11 protein-coding genes are annotated in these 15,679 nt (G+C 65.2%); 7 read left to right on the top strand and 4 right to left on the bottom strand.

The genetic code is table 11. The annotated features are described in order from the left end of the window. The 6 genes from HY726_07090 to HY726_07065 form a co-directional block, all read left to right on the top strand. Positions 1-207, top strand: a 207-nt coding sequence (locus tag HY726_07090; protein ID MBI4608753.1) for an ABC transporter permease subunit, incomplete at its 5' end; no start/stop codon positions are given. Next, positions 200-1,129, top strand: a complete 930-nt coding sequence (locus HY726_07085; GenBank protein ID MBI4608752.1) for an ABC transporter permease — start codon at positions 200-202, stop codon at positions 1,127-1,129. The genes HY726_07090 and HY726_07085, both read left to right, overlap by 8 nt. Positions 1,130-1,864: 735 nt before the next feature. Next, complete coding sequence (locus HY726_07080) at positions 1,865-2,275, top strand: hypothetical protein (protein ID MBI4608751.1); 411 nt, start codon at positions 1,865-1,867, stop codon at positions 2,273-2,275. 51 nt (positions 2,276-2,326) lie between these two features. Further along, complete coding sequence (locus tag HY726_07075) at positions 2,327-2,569, top strand: hypothetical protein (protein MBI4608750.1); 243 nt, start codon at positions 2,327-2,329, stop codon at positions 2,567-2,569. A gap of 177 nt (positions 2,570-2,746) precedes the next feature. After that, on the top strand, positions 2,747-3,802 hold the full coding sequence (locus HY726_07070; GenBank protein MBI4608749.1) for an alpha/beta hydrolase: 1,056 nt from the start codon (positions 2,747-2,749) through the stop codon (positions 3,800-3,802). A 169-nt stretch (positions 3,803-3,971) separates the two neighbouring features. After that, positions 3,972-4,217, top strand: coding sequence for a hypothetical protein (locus tag HY726_07065; GenBank protein ID MBI4608748.1), 246 nt, complete (start codon positions 3,972-3,974; stop codon positions 4,215-4,217). Positions 4,218-4,628: 411 nt separating this feature from the next. On the opposite strand, the gene HY726_07060 is transcribed toward HY726_07065, so the two are convergent. The 4 genes from HY726_07060 to HY726_07045 all read right to left on the bottom strand — a co-directional run bounded on the left by HY726_07060 (position 4,629) and on the right by HY726_07045 (position 11,491). Beyond that, complete coding sequence (locus tag HY726_07060) at positions 4,629-5,060, bottom strand: RidA family protein (GenBank protein MBI4608747.1); 432 nt, start codon at positions 5,058-5,060, stop codon at positions 4,629-4,631. A gap of 97 nt (positions 5,061-5,157) precedes the next feature. Continuing rightward, positions 5,158-6,462: an aminotransferase class III-fold pyridoxal phosphate-dependent enzyme gene (locus HY726_07055; protein MBI4608746.1), complete on the bottom strand. Its 1,305-nt coding sequence runs from the start codon at positions 6,460-6,462 to the stop codon at positions 5,158-5,160. Beyond that, positions 6,459-8,489, bottom strand: coding sequence for a hydantoinase B/oxoprolinase family protein (locus HY726_07050; protein MBI4608745.1), 2,031 nt, complete (start codon positions 8,487-8,489; stop codon positions 6,459-6,461). Before HY726_07050 ends, HY726_07055 begins: the two co-directional genes overlap by 4 nt. A 23-nt stretch (positions 8,490-8,512) precedes the next feature. After that, positions 8,513-11,491, bottom strand: coding sequence for an AAA family ATPase (locus tag HY726_07045; GenBank protein ID MBI4608744.1), 2,979 nt, complete (start codon positions 11,489-11,491; stop codon positions 8,513-8,515). 380 nt (positions 11,492-11,871) lie between these two features. Here HY726_07045 and HY726_07040 point away from each other — a divergent pair. Beyond that, positions 11,872-15,679, top strand: a 3,808-nt coding sequence (locus tag HY726_07040; protein ID MBI4608743.1) for an SBBP repeat-containing protein, incomplete at its 3' end; no start/stop codon positions are given.

Below are 15,679 nucleotides of genomic sequence, written 5' to 3'. Positions count from 1 at the left end.
TTCGTCTTCCTCCTCTCGGGGTCCGTGATCATCGAGACCATCTTCGCCTGGCCGGGGCTCGGCCGGCTCGCGATCCAGGCGATCGGGAACCGGGACTACGCGCTGGTCCAGGGCATCGTGCTGGTCTTCATCATCCTGGTCGTCGCGATTCACCTGGTGCTGGATCTGCTCTTCGCGTGGATCGATCCCCGGGTGCGGTATGACTGACGTAGACGCGAGACTGCTTGGCCGCTCCGAGGTGGCGGCAACGAGCCAGCCCGAGCCCGTCACCCGGCTGCGGATCGCCTGGTACCTGCGACCAGGTGCGCTGCGCTGCCTCGTCGGCGGAAGCCTGGTCGCCGCCGTCGTGCTCGTCGCGCTCCTGGCTCCGTTCCTCGCCCCGACGGCTCCGGAGGCGCAGGACCTCTTCCGCCGGCTGAAGGCTCCCGCGTGGATGGCGGGCGGGAGCCCGGCGAACCTGCTGGGGACGGATCATCTGGGGCGCGATATTCTGAGCCGCATCGTGTACGGCGCGCGCATCTCCGTAATGGTGGGACTGACGGCCGTGATCATCTCGGGGCTCATCGGGACCCTTCTCGGGCTGGTGGCCGGATACTTCGGGTCCTACGTCGACCTCGTCATCATGAAGGTGGTCGAGCTGTTCCTCACGATCCCGTTCGTGCTCCTGGCGCTGGTGGTCATGGCGCTCTTCGGCCAGGGGCTCCTGATCCTGATCGCCGTCATCTGCCTGAACCGGTGGATCCACTACTGCCGGGTGATCCGCGGTGACGTCCTCAGCCTCCGCGAGCGGGACTTCGTCGTCGGGGCCCGTGCCCTCGGCGTCTCGATGCCGCGGATCGTGGTCCGTCACATACTCCCGAACACGGTCGCCTCCCTGAGCGTCGTGGCGACCTTCTCGCTGGCCACGATCCTCCTGATCGAGGCCTCGCTCTCCTTCCTCGGTCTCGGAGTCCCGCCGACCATCCCGACGTGGGGGTCGATGCTCAACGAGGCGCGCGCTTACATGTTCCCGTCGTGGTGGACCTCGATCTTCCCCGGCCTCGCGATCATGGTCACGGTCCTGGGCGTCAACCTCCTCGGCGACGGCGTCCGCGACGCCTTCGATCCCCGGCTGCGCGGCGCACGCTAAGATCGCGTCCCGTCGATAATTCGTCAGTTTGAATCCAGCAGTCGCGCCTGCTCAGCCTCGGCTCTTGGCCGTGCGCGCCGCGTGCTGCTGTGCGCAGAGTGCGGCCTCAAGCAATGATCGGCAAGAGACCCGCTTGTGGGGTCGTCTCTAGAAGCGATGAAGCTGGGGCCTGGTTTGGCGTAGCCCGGTGACCCCGAGGCCCACGGGTCACCCCAGCCCCTACCGGCTTCTTAAGTTTCAGCGAGGAACACCCGATGATCTATTTAAGGACGGTCCGCCTACCGGGACCGGAATTGGGGGGTTCTTTAGACACCTGGGACGGTTAGAGTGACCGCAGGCCAGGTATTGGGATGTGAAAAACTGCGCTTGACAAGGTGGGGGTCGGAACCTGACTATAGCACTTGCGCTCAGGCTTCGCAGATTGCTCATTCGGTCGGATATTTTGCTATAATCAATTCGTTGGTTGCACACCGGAAGACCTGTGGCTATTCGGCGCAAGATTCCCGTTAGACCGGGGGAGTTTAAGGACGCTGAGCTGATCGAAGTTCAGCAGTCCAGCGAACAGTGGAACCAGTATCTTTTAGCGGACGGATCAGTCGTCAAGCTTAAGGTCGTTGTCACAGAGGTATGGCGCATCGACAACGAGTACGACAATGACGGGAACCCAGTTTACCTCGTTAGGTCAAGGAACGTGGTCACAGTGAGTTCCCCCGAGGAATTGAGGAGACCGCCGCAATGAAGACAATCCTTGTTGGAAAGGTCGCTTCGTCGGGCTCACTCCTAATGTCGGAGGATCAGTTTTTGCCTCTAGACGTGGACACAAGCGATGATGTTTCCCTCTCGCTGTGGTCTCACTTTCCTTCAGCGCGACCTTCGAAGAACATCTTTATCCTGGACCTCGGCAACCCTCGGGTTGTCCTCACCAGACCTCTGCCGGTGGCGATCCAGGTGTGGCCAGATCACGTAAGTACCTGCTCCTACGACATTGAAGAATTCGGGATTGGAGCCGACGAGTTTGAGGCAGTCGAGGACTTGAAGGCGTCAATTGCCGACCTTTACTTTGTCCTCAAGAGAGAGGGCCCAGCTTTGGGACCGTTACCCCAACGGCAATGGGCGTTCTTAAAGGGGATCATCCGAGAAACCTGAAGCTTGTCTCTCCACGCCGAAGAAGTAGATCGAGCCTGGAAGAAATTGGGCATGGTGATCAAAGACACGAAAGATCGCCATGCTCAGTTCTATTATGGCGAAAAACTAATCGTAGCAACGAAACGATCCTTTGGCTCCGGAGTCCTCACGGGAAATATCCCCCACCTGCTTCGGCAGCAACTCAAATTGAATCCGTCAGAGTTCAAAGACCTCATTGAATGTCCGATCGGAAGAGACGAGTATATCGAGATTCTCAAAACGAAAGGCTGGATCTTAGAGCCCAAGCAATCTTAGTCGACCAAACGTCTCCCTTTTAACCTTACATGTATACCTTCACCGCCCACCCTGTCAGTTCAAGCTGACCCAGTACACAGGTCCAAACCGGCCCACTCCAGAGCTGTCTTGCGTTCGCGCGCGCGCTGTGGTGGAATGCGAGCGCACCGGGTCCGCCGACACGAAAGGAGTTCCGACATGCCTGACGAGATCCTCACGCAGGTTCGAACGAGCTGGGAGCCGCGCTTCGTCGCCAACGGCGTGGACATGAACGATTACCGCTGGACGGTCGAGGGGCTGGAGCGCTGGGAGCAGTGGTACGGTGCCTGGATGGCCCTCGGGAAGAAGCACGAGGACATGGCCATCGAGGCGCTCGGGAAGGGTCGCGCTGCCACCGTGGGGGAGGCGCACTACCGGGCCGCCATCGCCTATCACTTCGCCGTGTTCTGCTGGGTGCACAACCTCGACGAGTACACCGCCGGCCACGAAAAGCGCGTCGCCTGCTACCGGCAGGCCCTCTCCACCCTGGATCCGCCCGGCGAGCGCGTGGAGTTCCCGCTGGAAGCGATTCGGCTCCCGGCCTACCTGCGCAAGCCCCGGGGGGTGACACGCCCGCCGGTGGTGATCTTCCTCTCCGGGCTCGACTCGGCGAAGGAAGAGCACGCCACCTCGGAGATCTTCTTCCTCCGCCGCGGGCTCGCCACCCTGACCCTGGACGGACCCGGCCAGGGCGACACCTGGTACCGGATGAAGATGCGCGTGGACTTCGAGGTGACGGCCACCGCAGCCATCGACTACCTGCGCTCCCGGAACGACGTGGATGGCACCCGGGTCGGGATCTACGGCGTCAGCCTCGGCGGCTACCTGGCGCCCCGTTGCGCGGCCTTCGAGCCGCGCATCAAGGCGGTGGCGTCCTCCGGCGGGCTCCACAGCCTCGAGGACCGGCCCCTGCGCACCGAGTTCCACCGCACGCGGTGGATGCACATCTGGGGGGCAAAGGACGAGGCTGATCTGAAGCGGAAAACCCAAGGGGCGACCCTCTCGGGCGCGGCCAAGAACATCACGGCGCCGCTCCTCATCGTGCACGGCGAGAAGGACGACCTGATCCCGCCCGCGGACCCGTACCGCACCTACGAGCAGGCCAGCGGCCCCAAGTGGTGGGTGTGCTATCCCGAGGGCAACCACGTGTGCAACAACATCATCTACAAGTACCGGCCGCTGGTCGCCGACTTCATGGCGGAGCACCTGCGCTAGGTTCCTCGGAGGGGGGCTCCGCCCCCCTTCCGATGCCTCCCCCCTATGGTTGTTCGAGCGTGGCGGGGTCGGCCATGCCGGGAGGCAGGCCCCCCGCCGCGCGAGGCCCGAGTTAATCGCGCGGGCCAAGCCCGCGCTCGAACCGAATTCTCGCTAGGAGGTGAAGGCGATGCCGCGAATTCCGTACGTCGATCCAGCGTCGGTCACTGATCCCGAAATCCTGGGCTACCTGGAACAGGCCCGGCGCGAGGGGACGCCCCGGCCCGAGAGCCAGGCGATCCGTGCACACAACCCCAACGTCATCCGCGCCTTCTCGCAGGCGTGGGATCTGACCTTTCGCCACGGCGTCCTCGACCACGGCATTAAGGAACTCTGTCGGGTGTACGTCTCCAAATCCATCGAGTGCGAATACTGAGGGGTCCAGCGCTCCGTCCAGGCAGGACGGAAGGGACTCACCGAAGAGAAATACGACGAGCTGCTCAACTTCACCGACTCGGACAAGTTCAGCCCCCGCGAGAAGGCCGCGCTGACCTACACGAGCGCTATCATCTGGAATTCGGAGATCGCCGACGACGGACTCTGGCAGCGGCTCCATGAGCACTTCACGATTCCCGAACTGGTCGAGCTCGGGTTCTTCGTCGCGCTCACCCTCGGGCAGCAGCGGTGGATCAAGACGCTCGGCATCGGGCACGGCGAGGTGCTCGGCGACACGACCACCGGCCTCGCACCGACGGCCGCCCAGGGGGCCCGCGACCGGTGAACGAGGTAAACCGACCTCTGGGTTTTGCCGGTGGGCGGGTGACGGAACGGTAGCGCCGGAGAGCGGTCAGGCGTCGTCGGCGACGGCGATCGCGCTGATCTCCAGCTTGCAGCGCGGATGGGTCGCCAGGCGCGAGACCTCGACCGTCGTGGTCGTGGGCAGGTGTCCGCCGAGGTACGACGCCCAGACGCGGTTCAGCTCATCCTGCTCCGCCACGTCCGTCAGATAGCGGGTCGCGAACACGAGGTCGGACAGCGTGCAGCCCGCCGCCTCCAGCGTCTTCCTGAGATTCTCCATGGTCAGCACGGCCTGCTCGCGCATGCCGGCGGGCAGGTCGAACTCTTCCTCGCGGTGCGGGTGGCTGTGGTAGACAGGGGCCGCCGTCACGCCAGAGAGGAAGACGAGCCGGCCCCGGCGGACGAGAATCGCCGGGGCGTACGGCATCACCACGTCGGTTCGCCGGTCGGGATGGTGGACCACCGAGATCTCTTTGGCCATGCGCACTCCTCCTGAGGCACGCCGAACCCTCGCTTCGCGGACGAGAAGAAGCGGCTCCCGCGATGAAGGGGAGCGCCGCGTGGCAGGGTCGCGGGAGCTACTGTGCCGGAAGAGCCGCCAGCGCCGCGGCGAAGGCCGCCAGGCTCCGCTCCACGTCGGCCTCCGTGTGGGCGAGCGAGACGTAGAACTTCTGGGAGCCCTTGACGACTCCGCGCTTGAGGCACTCGTGGTTGAACGCCCTGAGGCGCGCCTGGTCGGCGGTGAGGGTCGAGCGGTAGTCGGTGATCGGCCGATCGGTGAAGAAGACGTCGAAGAGCGGCGCCTCCCCCGCCACCTGCGCCGGGATGCCTGCCCGCCGGGCGAGGTCGGCGAGCCCATCCTTGAGCGCCGCGCCGATCCGGAAGAGCCGCGCGTAGGTCCCCGGCTTCCTGAGCTCGGCGAGCGTCGCGAGCCCCGCCTTCGCGGCGACCGGGTTGCCGTTGAGCGTTCCCACCTGGGCGACGAACTCCGGGGTCCCCTCGCGGCTCGGGTCCATGCTCTGCATGATCGCCTCGCGGCCGCAGACCGCCGCGAGCGGGAAGCCGCCCCCGATCACCTTCCCGTAGGCCGCCAGGTCGGGAACGACGCCGTAATACTCCTGGGCGCCCCCGTAGGCGAAACGGAAGCCCGTGACGACCTCGTCGAAGATGAGCGGGATCGCGTGGCGCGCGGTCAGTGCCCTCAGGCCTTGGAGGAAGCCTTTTTCCGGAGGAATCACGCGCTGGAAGGGCTCGACGATCACCGCCGCGAGCTGATCGGCGTAGACGGCCAGGAGCGCCTCGGTGGTCGCGAGGTCATTGTAGGGCGCGATCAGGACCTCGCCCTCGAGGACGTGGGGGATGCCCGCAGAGTCCGGCATCGCGGCCGGAAACGCTTTCGGCGCCTTGGGCGTGGCGCTCATCAGCGAGTAGTCGTGGTTGCCGTGGTAGCCCCCCTCGAACTTGAGGATCTTGTCGCGCTTGCGGTGGGCCCGGGCGAGGCGCAGCGCGAAGAACGTCGCCTCCGAACCGGTGGACGTGAAGCGGACCTGCTCGGCGCACGGGATCGCCCGGCAGAGCTCCTCGGCCAGCGCGATGACAGGCGTGTTCAGGAGGAAGTAGGTGGTACCCTTCGAAAGCTGTTCGGCCACCGCAGCGACGACCGCCGGGTGAGCGTGCCCGAGAATCATCGGGCCCGAGCCCAGCAGGTAGTCGACATACTCGCGTCCGCTGACGTCGTAGAGCTTCGAGCCCTGGGCGCGCTTGACGACGAAGGCAAGCTCTTTGGGGAAGCGGTAGGTCCCGAGGACGCCGCCGGGTAGGTAACGGGCAGCCGTCTCCAGTAGCTGGGATTCCTCAGGTAGTCTCGCCGTCGGCTCTGTCATCGTTCCTCCTCACACCTCGACACCGCGCTCAGTACGCGCCGTACCTCGACGCGCTCTCCGTCCCTGACGCCCAGGATGGCGAGCCCGTCGTGCGCCAGCTGCGCGCCGTCACTGTCTCCGGGGTCCACCTCCACCCAGGCGCGGAGCGGTGCACCGCGGAGGCTCACGAACTCGACGATGTCACCCGCACCGACTCCCAGCTTCCGGCACGCGGGCTGGCTCAGCCGGCAGACGCGACGGCCTTCCTTATACTCCAGACCGTCCTCACGATGCAACCGGATCCTGAGCCGGGCGCGCCCAAGCTGCTCGCGGCGACGCCGGGTGTCCTCCTCGTCGACCTGCCCGTCGCTCAACGCCAGACCGTAGACCGCCGCGGCCCTGGTCTGGCTGACCAGCTCCTCGGCAACGTCGCGGGCCACCAGGGCCGGATCGCGCTCGAGCGGGTCGCCATAGCCTCCACCCCCGGAACTCTCCATGACAACCAGGTCTCCCTGTCGGAGCCCGAAGCCGCTCACCTTCCCAGGGAGCGGGGAGGGCTGGAGCTCCTCACCGTCGCGCCGGACGATGAAGCGGTTGGGCGCGCCCCCCATTCCTCCGCAGACGCCGTACGGCGGCAAGAGGTTCTTTTCTGACAGGACGGACAGCCGTGCTTCTTGGGCGAGGACTCTCACCTCGCGCCTGAGCCCGAGCCCGCCCCGCCAGCGGCCGTCGCCGCCAGAATCGGGGCGCAGCTCGAGCCGCTCCACGCGGAGCGGGTACTTCTGCTCCACCGCCTCGAGGGGCTGGATGGAAGTGATGTCACTCTCGGTGAAGGTCCTCACGGCGTTATTGCCGTCCCCGCCTTCGAAAGCTCCGGTCCCTCCGGCCGGGTACTCGTAGAAGATGAACGGCTCGCCGGTCCGGGGATCGGTCCCGCCCACGTAGCAGTGGTTCCCGCCGCCCTTGAGGTCGCCCGTTACCTTTCCCGCGAGCGCCTGCGCGAGCGCTCCCATCACAGCCGATTCCACGCAGTACTTCACCTCCACCATTCCGCCGCACGGGGCCGGAAGCCGCGCGTTGACCACCGTTCCTTCCGGCGCGATGACGGTGAGCGAACGCAGCGCCCCCGAGTTGATCTCGCCCCCCGGATCGAGGAACGCCTTGAGGATCGTAAAGGCGCCGGTCGGCGCCATCGCCGGCCCCACGTTCGTCGGGCCCGCGGTCTGGGGCGCCGAGCCTGTGAGGTCCACGGTCGCGGAGTCCCCTGCGATCGCGACGCGGGCGCGGATCATCAGCGGCTCCAGGCGTTCACGGCCGCCCTCGAGGTAGGCCTCGTAGCAGTACTCGCCGTCCGGGAGGTCGCGGATCCGCTGGCGCATCCGCCGCTCCGCCCGATCCAGGAGCTCGCGGATGCACGCGCGGAGCGTGGCCACGCCGTAGCGGGCCAGCAACTCCTCGACCCGCTCGGCCGCCTTCCGGCACGTCCCGACCATGGCCCGGAAGTCGCCCTCCCGATCCCTGGCCACACGCATGTTGGCGAAGAGCACGTCCAGAAGTGGGGGGTCGGGCCGGCCGCGCTCGTAAACCTTGACCGGCGGGATCCGTATCCCCTCCTGATAGATCTCGCTCGCCCCTCCCGACAGCGACCCCGAGGTCATCCCGCCCACGTCCCCCCAGTGGGCCCGGACGACCGGGAAGAGGAAGAGCTCGCCCTCGACGAACAACGGGTAGATCATCGCCACGTCGTTGAGGTGCGTGCCGCCCGTGTAGGGGTCGTTGTGGAGGAAGACGTCGCCGGGGTGGATATCGCTCCCGAACTTCTCCCGCACCGCCTTCACGGACCAGGCGATGGGGACGATGTGGAGCGGGTGGTCCTGGCCCCGCGACATGGCGACGATCTGGGCCTCGGCGTCCATCAGGACGCAGGAGAAGTCCTCCCCCTCGTACAGGATCGAGGAGTAGGCCGTGCGGACCAGGTTCACGCGCATCTCGCGCACGATGGACGAGAGCGCCTCGCGGATGACCTCGAGGGTGATGGGATCAATCATCGTAAGAGGAAGGATACCACTGGCTACCGCAAGCGCCCTTCCAGCGCTCCGAGCAGCGCCCGGGCCTCCTTCAGGTCTTCCGTCTCGAGCCCCTCGGTGAACCAGCCATAGATTTCTGCCAGCAGCGTCCGGGCCTCTTCCTTCCTGCCCTGGCTTTGCAAGAGGCGACTCAAGCTGATCACCGCCCGAAGCTCCAGCGACTTCGCCTCCTGGCGGCGAGCGATCGCGATGGCCTGACGGAAACAGGCCTCGGCCTCTGAAATGCTTTCACTGGCGCCCTTGATTATCTCCCTCTGTTGCTGCTGCGCCAAGAGGAGATGGCCCCTGAGCCGGTAAAGCTCTGCCTCGTACCAGCGCTCCCCGGTTCTGGACACCAGAGCCAGCGCCTCGGCCAGCAGCGCCACTCCTTCCTCTGTCTGCCCTACCCTCCCGTGGGCCTCGGCCACCAGGGCGAGAAAATACGGGCGTGACACTTCGGCCCCGGTGGCCCGGTAGGCAGCCAAACCCTGGCGCATGCGGGTCATGCCCTCGCTCCCCTGTCCGCGCTCGGTCAGCGCCCAGCCCCCCAGCACGGTGCTCACCGCCAGGAAGAGCGCGAACTCGTGCTCGGCACAGAGCGCCACGGCCGCGTCTGCCTGCTCTCCGGTCTCGTGGCCCTGCCCGAGGCACTGGTGGAGCATGGCCCCAAAGCTCAGGGCGAAGGCCAGGCTGAACGGGTGAGCCAGTTGCTCGGCCAGGGTGAGAGCCTCCCGATTCCTCTTCCGGGCCTGGTCGGGATACCCGAGGCAGCCCAGGACCCGGGCCGCATAGGATCGGCACGTGACACCGGGATCGTGCACGACCCGGAAGGCGCTGGGGTGGAGCTTCTGCGAGTCATAGAGCGCGATGCCATGCTCGAGATGGCCCCGCGCCGGGACCAGCTCTCCGAGCCAGAACAGGCTGGTCCCGAGCACGAAGCGCGCCTGCATGAGGAAGGCCGGACCCTGGAGCGTTTCCGCCAGACGCAGACACTGCTCTGCCAGCGCCCGCGCCGTCTGCAACTTCGCCCGCACCAGCGAGAACGCCCACAGCCCCAGGAGCACGGAGAAGAGCTGGGGAGTTTCTCCGACGCGCTGACACAACTCCCTGGCCCTGGTGTAGGCGCCCTCCACTTCCGGGGCCGCATACCCCTTCATCGCGATCAGCGAGGAGCCCAATGAAATTTGCAAAATTAGCTCTTGCTGGGTGCGCTCAGGGGTATCGGGGAGCGTCGGGAGCAGCTCCAGCGCTCTGCTGAGCAGGCTGATCGCTTCCGTATGGGCCGAGCGCAGCGTCGCGGTCTTGGCCGCCTGGCCGAGATACTTCACGGCCCGCCGGTGGTCCCGCCCCTGCGCGAAGTGCGTGGCCAGCTCCGCCGCGATCTCCCCCGTCCGCTCCCCGTAGCCCGCCTCCTTGCGTTCCCCGATCCGCCGGTGGAGTTGCAGGAGCCGCGCCCCTCCGACCCGCTCGGCTATCACGTTCTGATAGAGCGCGTGAATGAACCCGTAGCGGCCTGCGACCGTCCCATCCGGCCACTCCTCGACGCCGCACGATCGCAGGAGCTGTTTGCGCGCGACGAGCCTCTGGCACCGCTCCTCGACGCCCTCCACCGCTTCTTCCAAGCCTGCCGCCACCGCGGCCGCTGAAAACTCCGTCCCGGCCACGCTCGCCGCTTCCAGCACCTGCTTCTCCTCCGCGCTCAGCTCCTCCATCTGCTTCTCGATCATCTCCCGCAAGCTCTCCGGGACCCACTCTCCCACTCCTCCGACCGGTTCCCTGAGTGCCCACCGGCCGTTGCCCTCCACCACCAGGCCCCGACCCAGCATGTAATCGACCATCTTCACCATGAACAGGGGATTGCCATCCGTGCGCTGGTGAAGCCATTGGACGAGCCCCGCTTCGGGCTCGCCTCCAGGAAGCCTCAACCCGAGATATTCCCTCACCCCGCTCTCGCTCAGTCCCTCCAGCGCCAGATCGCGGCACTGCCCGTGCACCAGCAGTTCCTGCTTGACCCCTCTCAGCGGATGCCCCCTCCCGAGCACCTCCCCCGGCCGATACGTTCCGACCACGAGCAGCCGCGCTTCCCCCCGTCTCCGGGCCAGATAGGACACGAAGTCCAGCGTCGCATGATCGCTCCAGTGCAGGTCCTCCAGCACCAGCGCTACGGCGCCGTCGGCGGTCAGCACCTCCAGCGCCTGGGCCAGCTCCCTGAGCATACGTTCCCGCGTCGCCCCCTGGACCCGCCGCTGCATTGTCTCCAGCTCGGCCCCGCTGACGAGCCACGGCAGATGGACGAGCCAGGTGGGCGCGTAGTGCCTCAGCACCGCCAGGAGCCGGTCGTGCCACGGGGTCCGGTAGAGCTGCCCCAGCGCCTCCAGCACCGGCAAGTACGCTTCTCCCGCGCCGTAATGCTCGATGCACTGCCCCCACCCCACCCCCACGTCTCCGCCCGCCGCCATCCCGCCCGCAAAAGCCTCCATCAACGCCGTCTTCCCGATCCCCGCCTCGCCCACGACGAACACCACCTGCCGCTCCCCGCCAAGCGCAGTCTCCAGCCACCGCTTCAGGTGCCCCAGCTCGTCCTCCCGCCCTACCACGTTGGGGACCGGAACCGGCTCGGACTTCTGCCTCTGGACTCCGGGCTCAAGGCCCCCATCTGCTGGAATGGGGGCGAGGGGGCCGATGAACCGGTACCCCCGCCGGTGGACCGTCTCCAGGTACTGGGGAGCGCGTGCCTCATCCCCAAGTGCCTTGCGGATCTCGTAAATGCACGCGGTGAGAGCCCACTCGGTCACCACCGTCTCCCGCCAGATCGCTCTGAGCAGGTCGTCTTTGGTGACTAGCCGCCCCGGGCGCTCGATCAGATAACGCAACACCGCAAAGGCCTTGGGCGTGAGCTTCACAGGCTGGTCCCCGTGCCAGACCCGTTCGTTCCCCGGGTCAAGGCGCAGGAAGACGCCTTCGCCCTGGCTCACTTCCGACACGGTCCCGCCAGCCTTCTCAAAGAAATCTCAAAGTTTTTTCAGGACTTTCCCCCCGGAGTTCCTACTTCCTGGGTCAGATGAGCCCGATCGCGAGGCTTGATCAGTTAGGCCGGGCAGTTTTGCGACAGCACGGCATCGCCCCAGCATGACGCACTGCGAAGAAGGGCGGATCGTCGGGAGCGAATTGCTTGGCTTGAACGAGGTCCGGAGATATGGCGTGGCTCAGGCGGCAACGTTCCCCCGGCTCGGGCAGCGCCCCCATAGCGGCGTCTATTCTAGCGGGGCCGCGCATCCTTGCGCCACGCAATTTTCGATGGGGCAGCGTCGGAGACCCCGAAGACACGAGCGCGGCTTAGAGATCGCACGCCGGAGGTCCAACAATGAATGGTGAAGCCCAGCGACACGAGCATTCGGCAGCCCGGTTCGTCAGGTGGTCGTCGATAGTGGCGCTGGCTCTGGCGCTGATCGGGGCGGCCTGCGCCCAGCAGAGCGCTATGCTCGCGGGCGAAGGGGAGCCCTCGCGCCCACGGCCGGTTCCGCCTCTGACCGCGAAGGGGCCTGACGCGGCTGTCAAGGCTCGAGCCCGGGCGGCTTACGCCAAGCTGCCGCTGCACTTTGAGGCCAACCACGGCCAGACCGACCCCGAGGTCAAGTTCCTGGCCCGCGGTGGCGGCTACGCGCTGTCCCTCACCCCCACCGAGGCCGTCCTCGTCCTGAAATCCCCCGCAACCGATCCCCTCTCCCCCGCGGCGGGGGAGAGGGCGAGGGTGAGGGGGTTCTCGTCCCACGTCCTCCGCATGAAGCTGGTTGGTGCTGACCCCGAGCCCCAGGTGATTGGCCTGAATGAGCTACCCGGCAAGGCCAACTACTTCATCGGGAACGACCGCAGCAAATGGCGCACCAACGTCCCGACCTATGCCAGGGTCAGGTACCAGGATGTCTATCCCGGCATCGACCTCGTGTATTACGGCAACCAGAGGCAGCTCGAATACGACTTCATCGTCGCCCCCGGCGCCGATCCCAAGGCCGTCAAGCTCGCCTTCGAGGGCGCGGAAACAGTTGAAACCGACTCCAACGGTGATCTCGTCCTGAAGACCGGCGCCGGCGAGGTCCGCCTGAAGAAGCCCTATATCTACCAGGTCGTCAACGGTGTCAAACAACCCATCTCCGGCAGCTATGTGTTGAATGCAAGATCCGAAATCGAAAATCCACAATCGCAAGAGGTCAGCTTCCAACTCGCCGCCTATGACACCAGCAAACCCCTGGTCATTGATCCGGTGTTGACCCTCATCTACTCTACCTACTTCGGTAGCAGCGCCAACGAGAACAGCGTAGCCATCGCCGTGGACGCCCAAGGCAGCGCCTACGTAACAGGGAGAATTTTCCCCCCAACGCTGATGGCCGGCGTCTCTGACAACGTCTTTGTGGCGAGGTTAGATCCGACCGGTTCCACACTCATCTACTCCACCTCTCTGGGCGGCAGCGGCAACGAGAGCGGCGTAGCCATCGCCGTGGACCACCAGGGCAACGCTTACGTGACCGGGGAAACCGATTCGCCCGACTTTCCCGCCCCAGGAGGGGGAACTGCCCCGAAGCCGGGAGGCGGCGGCCCCGGCGATTTCGTCTTTGTGGCGAAGCTGGACGACAAAGGCGCCCTTTTCTATTCCATCTACCTGGGCGGCGGCAACGACGACGGCCCCGGCGCTATCGCTGTGGACTCCTCCCAAAACGCCTACGTGACGGGCTTTTCCAACAGTTCGGCTGACTTCCCCGGCCCAAAAGGGGCGCTACCTGTCCCGAAACTGGGATCTGCCGTTGACTACAACGCCTTTGTGGTGAAGCTTGATACCCTCAAGGCCGGAGCGGACTCGATTGTCTACTCCGTTCACATAGGCGGCAACGTCTTCGAACACGGCAGAGCCATCGCCGTGGACTCATCCGGCTTTGCCTATCTTACAGGGGATGGCGGTTCCGACTTCCCCCTGAAGGGCAACCTGTCGCAGGACTTCGCCAGCAAGGTCAACGTCGGCGAAAATTTCGACGCCTTTGTGGTGAAGCTTGACACCTCTAAGCCCGAAGTTGACTCGCTCGTCTACTCCACCCTCCTCGGTGGCAGTGCCAACGACATTGGCGATGGCATCGCCGTGGACTCCTCGGGCAAGATCTATGTGACGGGCTCTACTGCTTCAGCCGCCGAGTTTCCCACGAAGAACGCTATTCCCGGCACATCCTGTCCGGGCGGCTTTGTGGCGAAGTTTAACCCTGATCTCGTCGGGGATGCATCGCTCCTCTACTCCACGTGCTATGCCGGGGGGGGCAGGAGCATCGCCGTGGACTCCCCCAGTAAAAACATCTATCTGGGCACCGCAAAGCTTGATCTCGTTGCTAACAAGCTCGTCCCCTACCCGGTGGGCTTCTTCGGCGGCAGCATCGCCCTGGACGCCTCCTGCAACGTCTACGCAACAACGGGCGCTGCCAAGCCCATTTCCGGCGACTCTGACGCCTTTGTGCAAAAAATCGGTCAGGGGGAGCCCTTCGCTTACATCAGCAATTTCAATGCAGGCACCGTCTCAGTGATCGACGCCCATACCAACAGCGTCGTGGGCAATCCCATCCCGGTGGGGGTCAATCCCCACGGCGTGGCGGTGCATCCGGACGGCAGACGGGTCTATGTGGCAAACCTTAATCCAACAAACTTTAACCTTGACGACACCGTTTCGGTGATCGACACCACCAAGAACACCGTGATCAAGACCATCCCGCTAGGAGTGAACCTCAACCCCATCGGCGTGGCAGTGCATCCGAGCGGCAGATGGGTGTATGTCGCGAACTCCGGCGTGGACCCCAACAAGTCTACCCACACCATCTCGGTAATCGACACCACAGCCAACGCCGTTGCGACGACGGTAGAGCTGACCATAGGCACGCAAGCCAATGTCCCCTTCGGGATCGCGGTGAGCCCGGACGGCACTAAGGTCTTTGTGACGAACCTAGTAGGGAACTTTGTCACCTTCATCGACGTGAACCCCGCCGTGGACCCACCAACCCACACGGTCCTTGACTTCGATACCACGGACGAGGTGCAGGGCGTGAAGGTCGGTCCCAGCCCGCAGGGCGTGGCCGTGAGCCACGGCACGAGGCTCTACGTGGCGAATGCTGGGAACGGGACTGTCTCGGTGATTGATACGAAGACCGGCAAGCTGGTGGACACCGACAACAATGCCGGCAACCTGACCACTCCCATCCAGGTCGGCGGTGAGCCCTTCGCTGTGGCAGTGCACCCAAAGGGGGACAAGGTTTATGTGACGGACGGTTCCACTAACAGCACCACTCTGTGGATCATTGACATCACACAGACTCCTCCCGCAGTCACATCGGTGACAGTCGGGCAAGGACCCAGGGGCGTCGCCGTGACCCCGGATGGCGCATTCGTTTACGTGGCCAACGTTGACGACAACACCGTGTCGGTGCTCGACGTCGCCAACAACCACACGCCGATTGACTTCAACATGGCCCCAGGCATCCAAGGCCTTCCGGTGGGGAATGGGCCTGTCGCCTTCGGCCAGTTCACCGGCGCCCTGTTGGACCGTGACAAGGATGGGGATGGAATCTCGGACTTGGTCGACGGCTTCTATGTGGCCGGAACCTTCGTCGACAAGAGTGACCCCGCGACCGATCTCAGCGCCGTGTTCAATGGAACTTTCACGAACGAGCACCTCTGCGGCACAGTCTCGGGTTCCATCAACGACCCGGGCGGCCTGACTGTCAAAATCGAGAGCCCCGCCGGCCTCGTGGTCAAGACCGGCCCAGGATCGGGACAAGCCAAAATCACGTACTGCGATGGCCTCAAGACGCTCGCGCCAGGGCCGAGTGAAGTGCACCCGCTCACCTGCGGCTCGCTGACGGCCCGCGTAGTGGTGGGGCCGATCAAGATCTTGCTGGACGACCACGGCATCGCAACGGTTCCGAGCGGGACAACAGTTCGCGTCGCCAGGCTCGCGCCCGGACAGTTCGAGATCCAGAACCTGGGCGGCACAGAGCCGATCGTCGTCGAGTTCCAGGGCCAGGTGAGGGAAGTCCGCCCGGGTGAATCCCTCACCGTCGCAGTGGACACCACCCCGCCCACGACCATCGCGGCCGCCTCCCCTGCGCCGAACGCCAACGGCTGGAATAAGGGCGACGTGACCG

The organism is Candidatus Rokuibacteriota bacterium, from assembly GCA_016209385.1.
In the GTDB taxonomy this organism is placed as follows: domain Bacteria; phylum Methylomirabilota; class Methylomirabilia; order Rokubacteriales; family CSP1-6; genus JACQWB01.
This window is presented reverse-complemented; position numbering and strand designations above follow the sequence as displayed.

Coding starts and splice junctions, on each gene's coding strand:
- HY726_07065 (MBI4608748.1), top strand. CDS start 3,972: ATGCCGCGAATTCCGTACGTCGATCCAGCGTCGGTCACTGATCCCGAA.
- HY726_07070 (MBI4608749.1), top strand. CDS start 2,747: ATGCCTGACGAGATCCTCACGCAGGTTCGAACGAGCTGGGAGCCGCGC.
- HY726_07050 (MBI4608745.1), bottom strand. CDS start 8,489: ATGATTGATCCCATCACCCTCGAGGTCATCCGCGAGGCGCTCTCGTCC.
- HY726_07055 (MBI4608746.1), bottom strand. CDS start 6,462: ATGACAGAGCCGACGGCGAGACTACCTGAGGAATCCCAGCTACTGGAG.
- HY726_07085 (MBI4608752.1), top strand. CDS start 200: ATGACTGACGTAGACGCGAGACTGCTTGGCCGCTCCGAGGTGGCGGCA.
- HY726_07075 (MBI4608750.1), top strand. CDS start 2,327: ATGGTGATCAAAGACACGAAAGATCGCCATGCTCAGTTCTATTATGGC.
- HY726_07080 (MBI4608751.1), top strand. CDS start 1,865: ATGAAGACAATCCTTGTTGGAAAGGTCGCTTCGTCGGGCTCACTCCTA.
- HY726_07060 (MBI4608747.1), bottom strand. CDS start 5,060: ATGGCCAAAGAGATCTCGGTGGTCCACCATCCCGACCGGCGAACCGAC.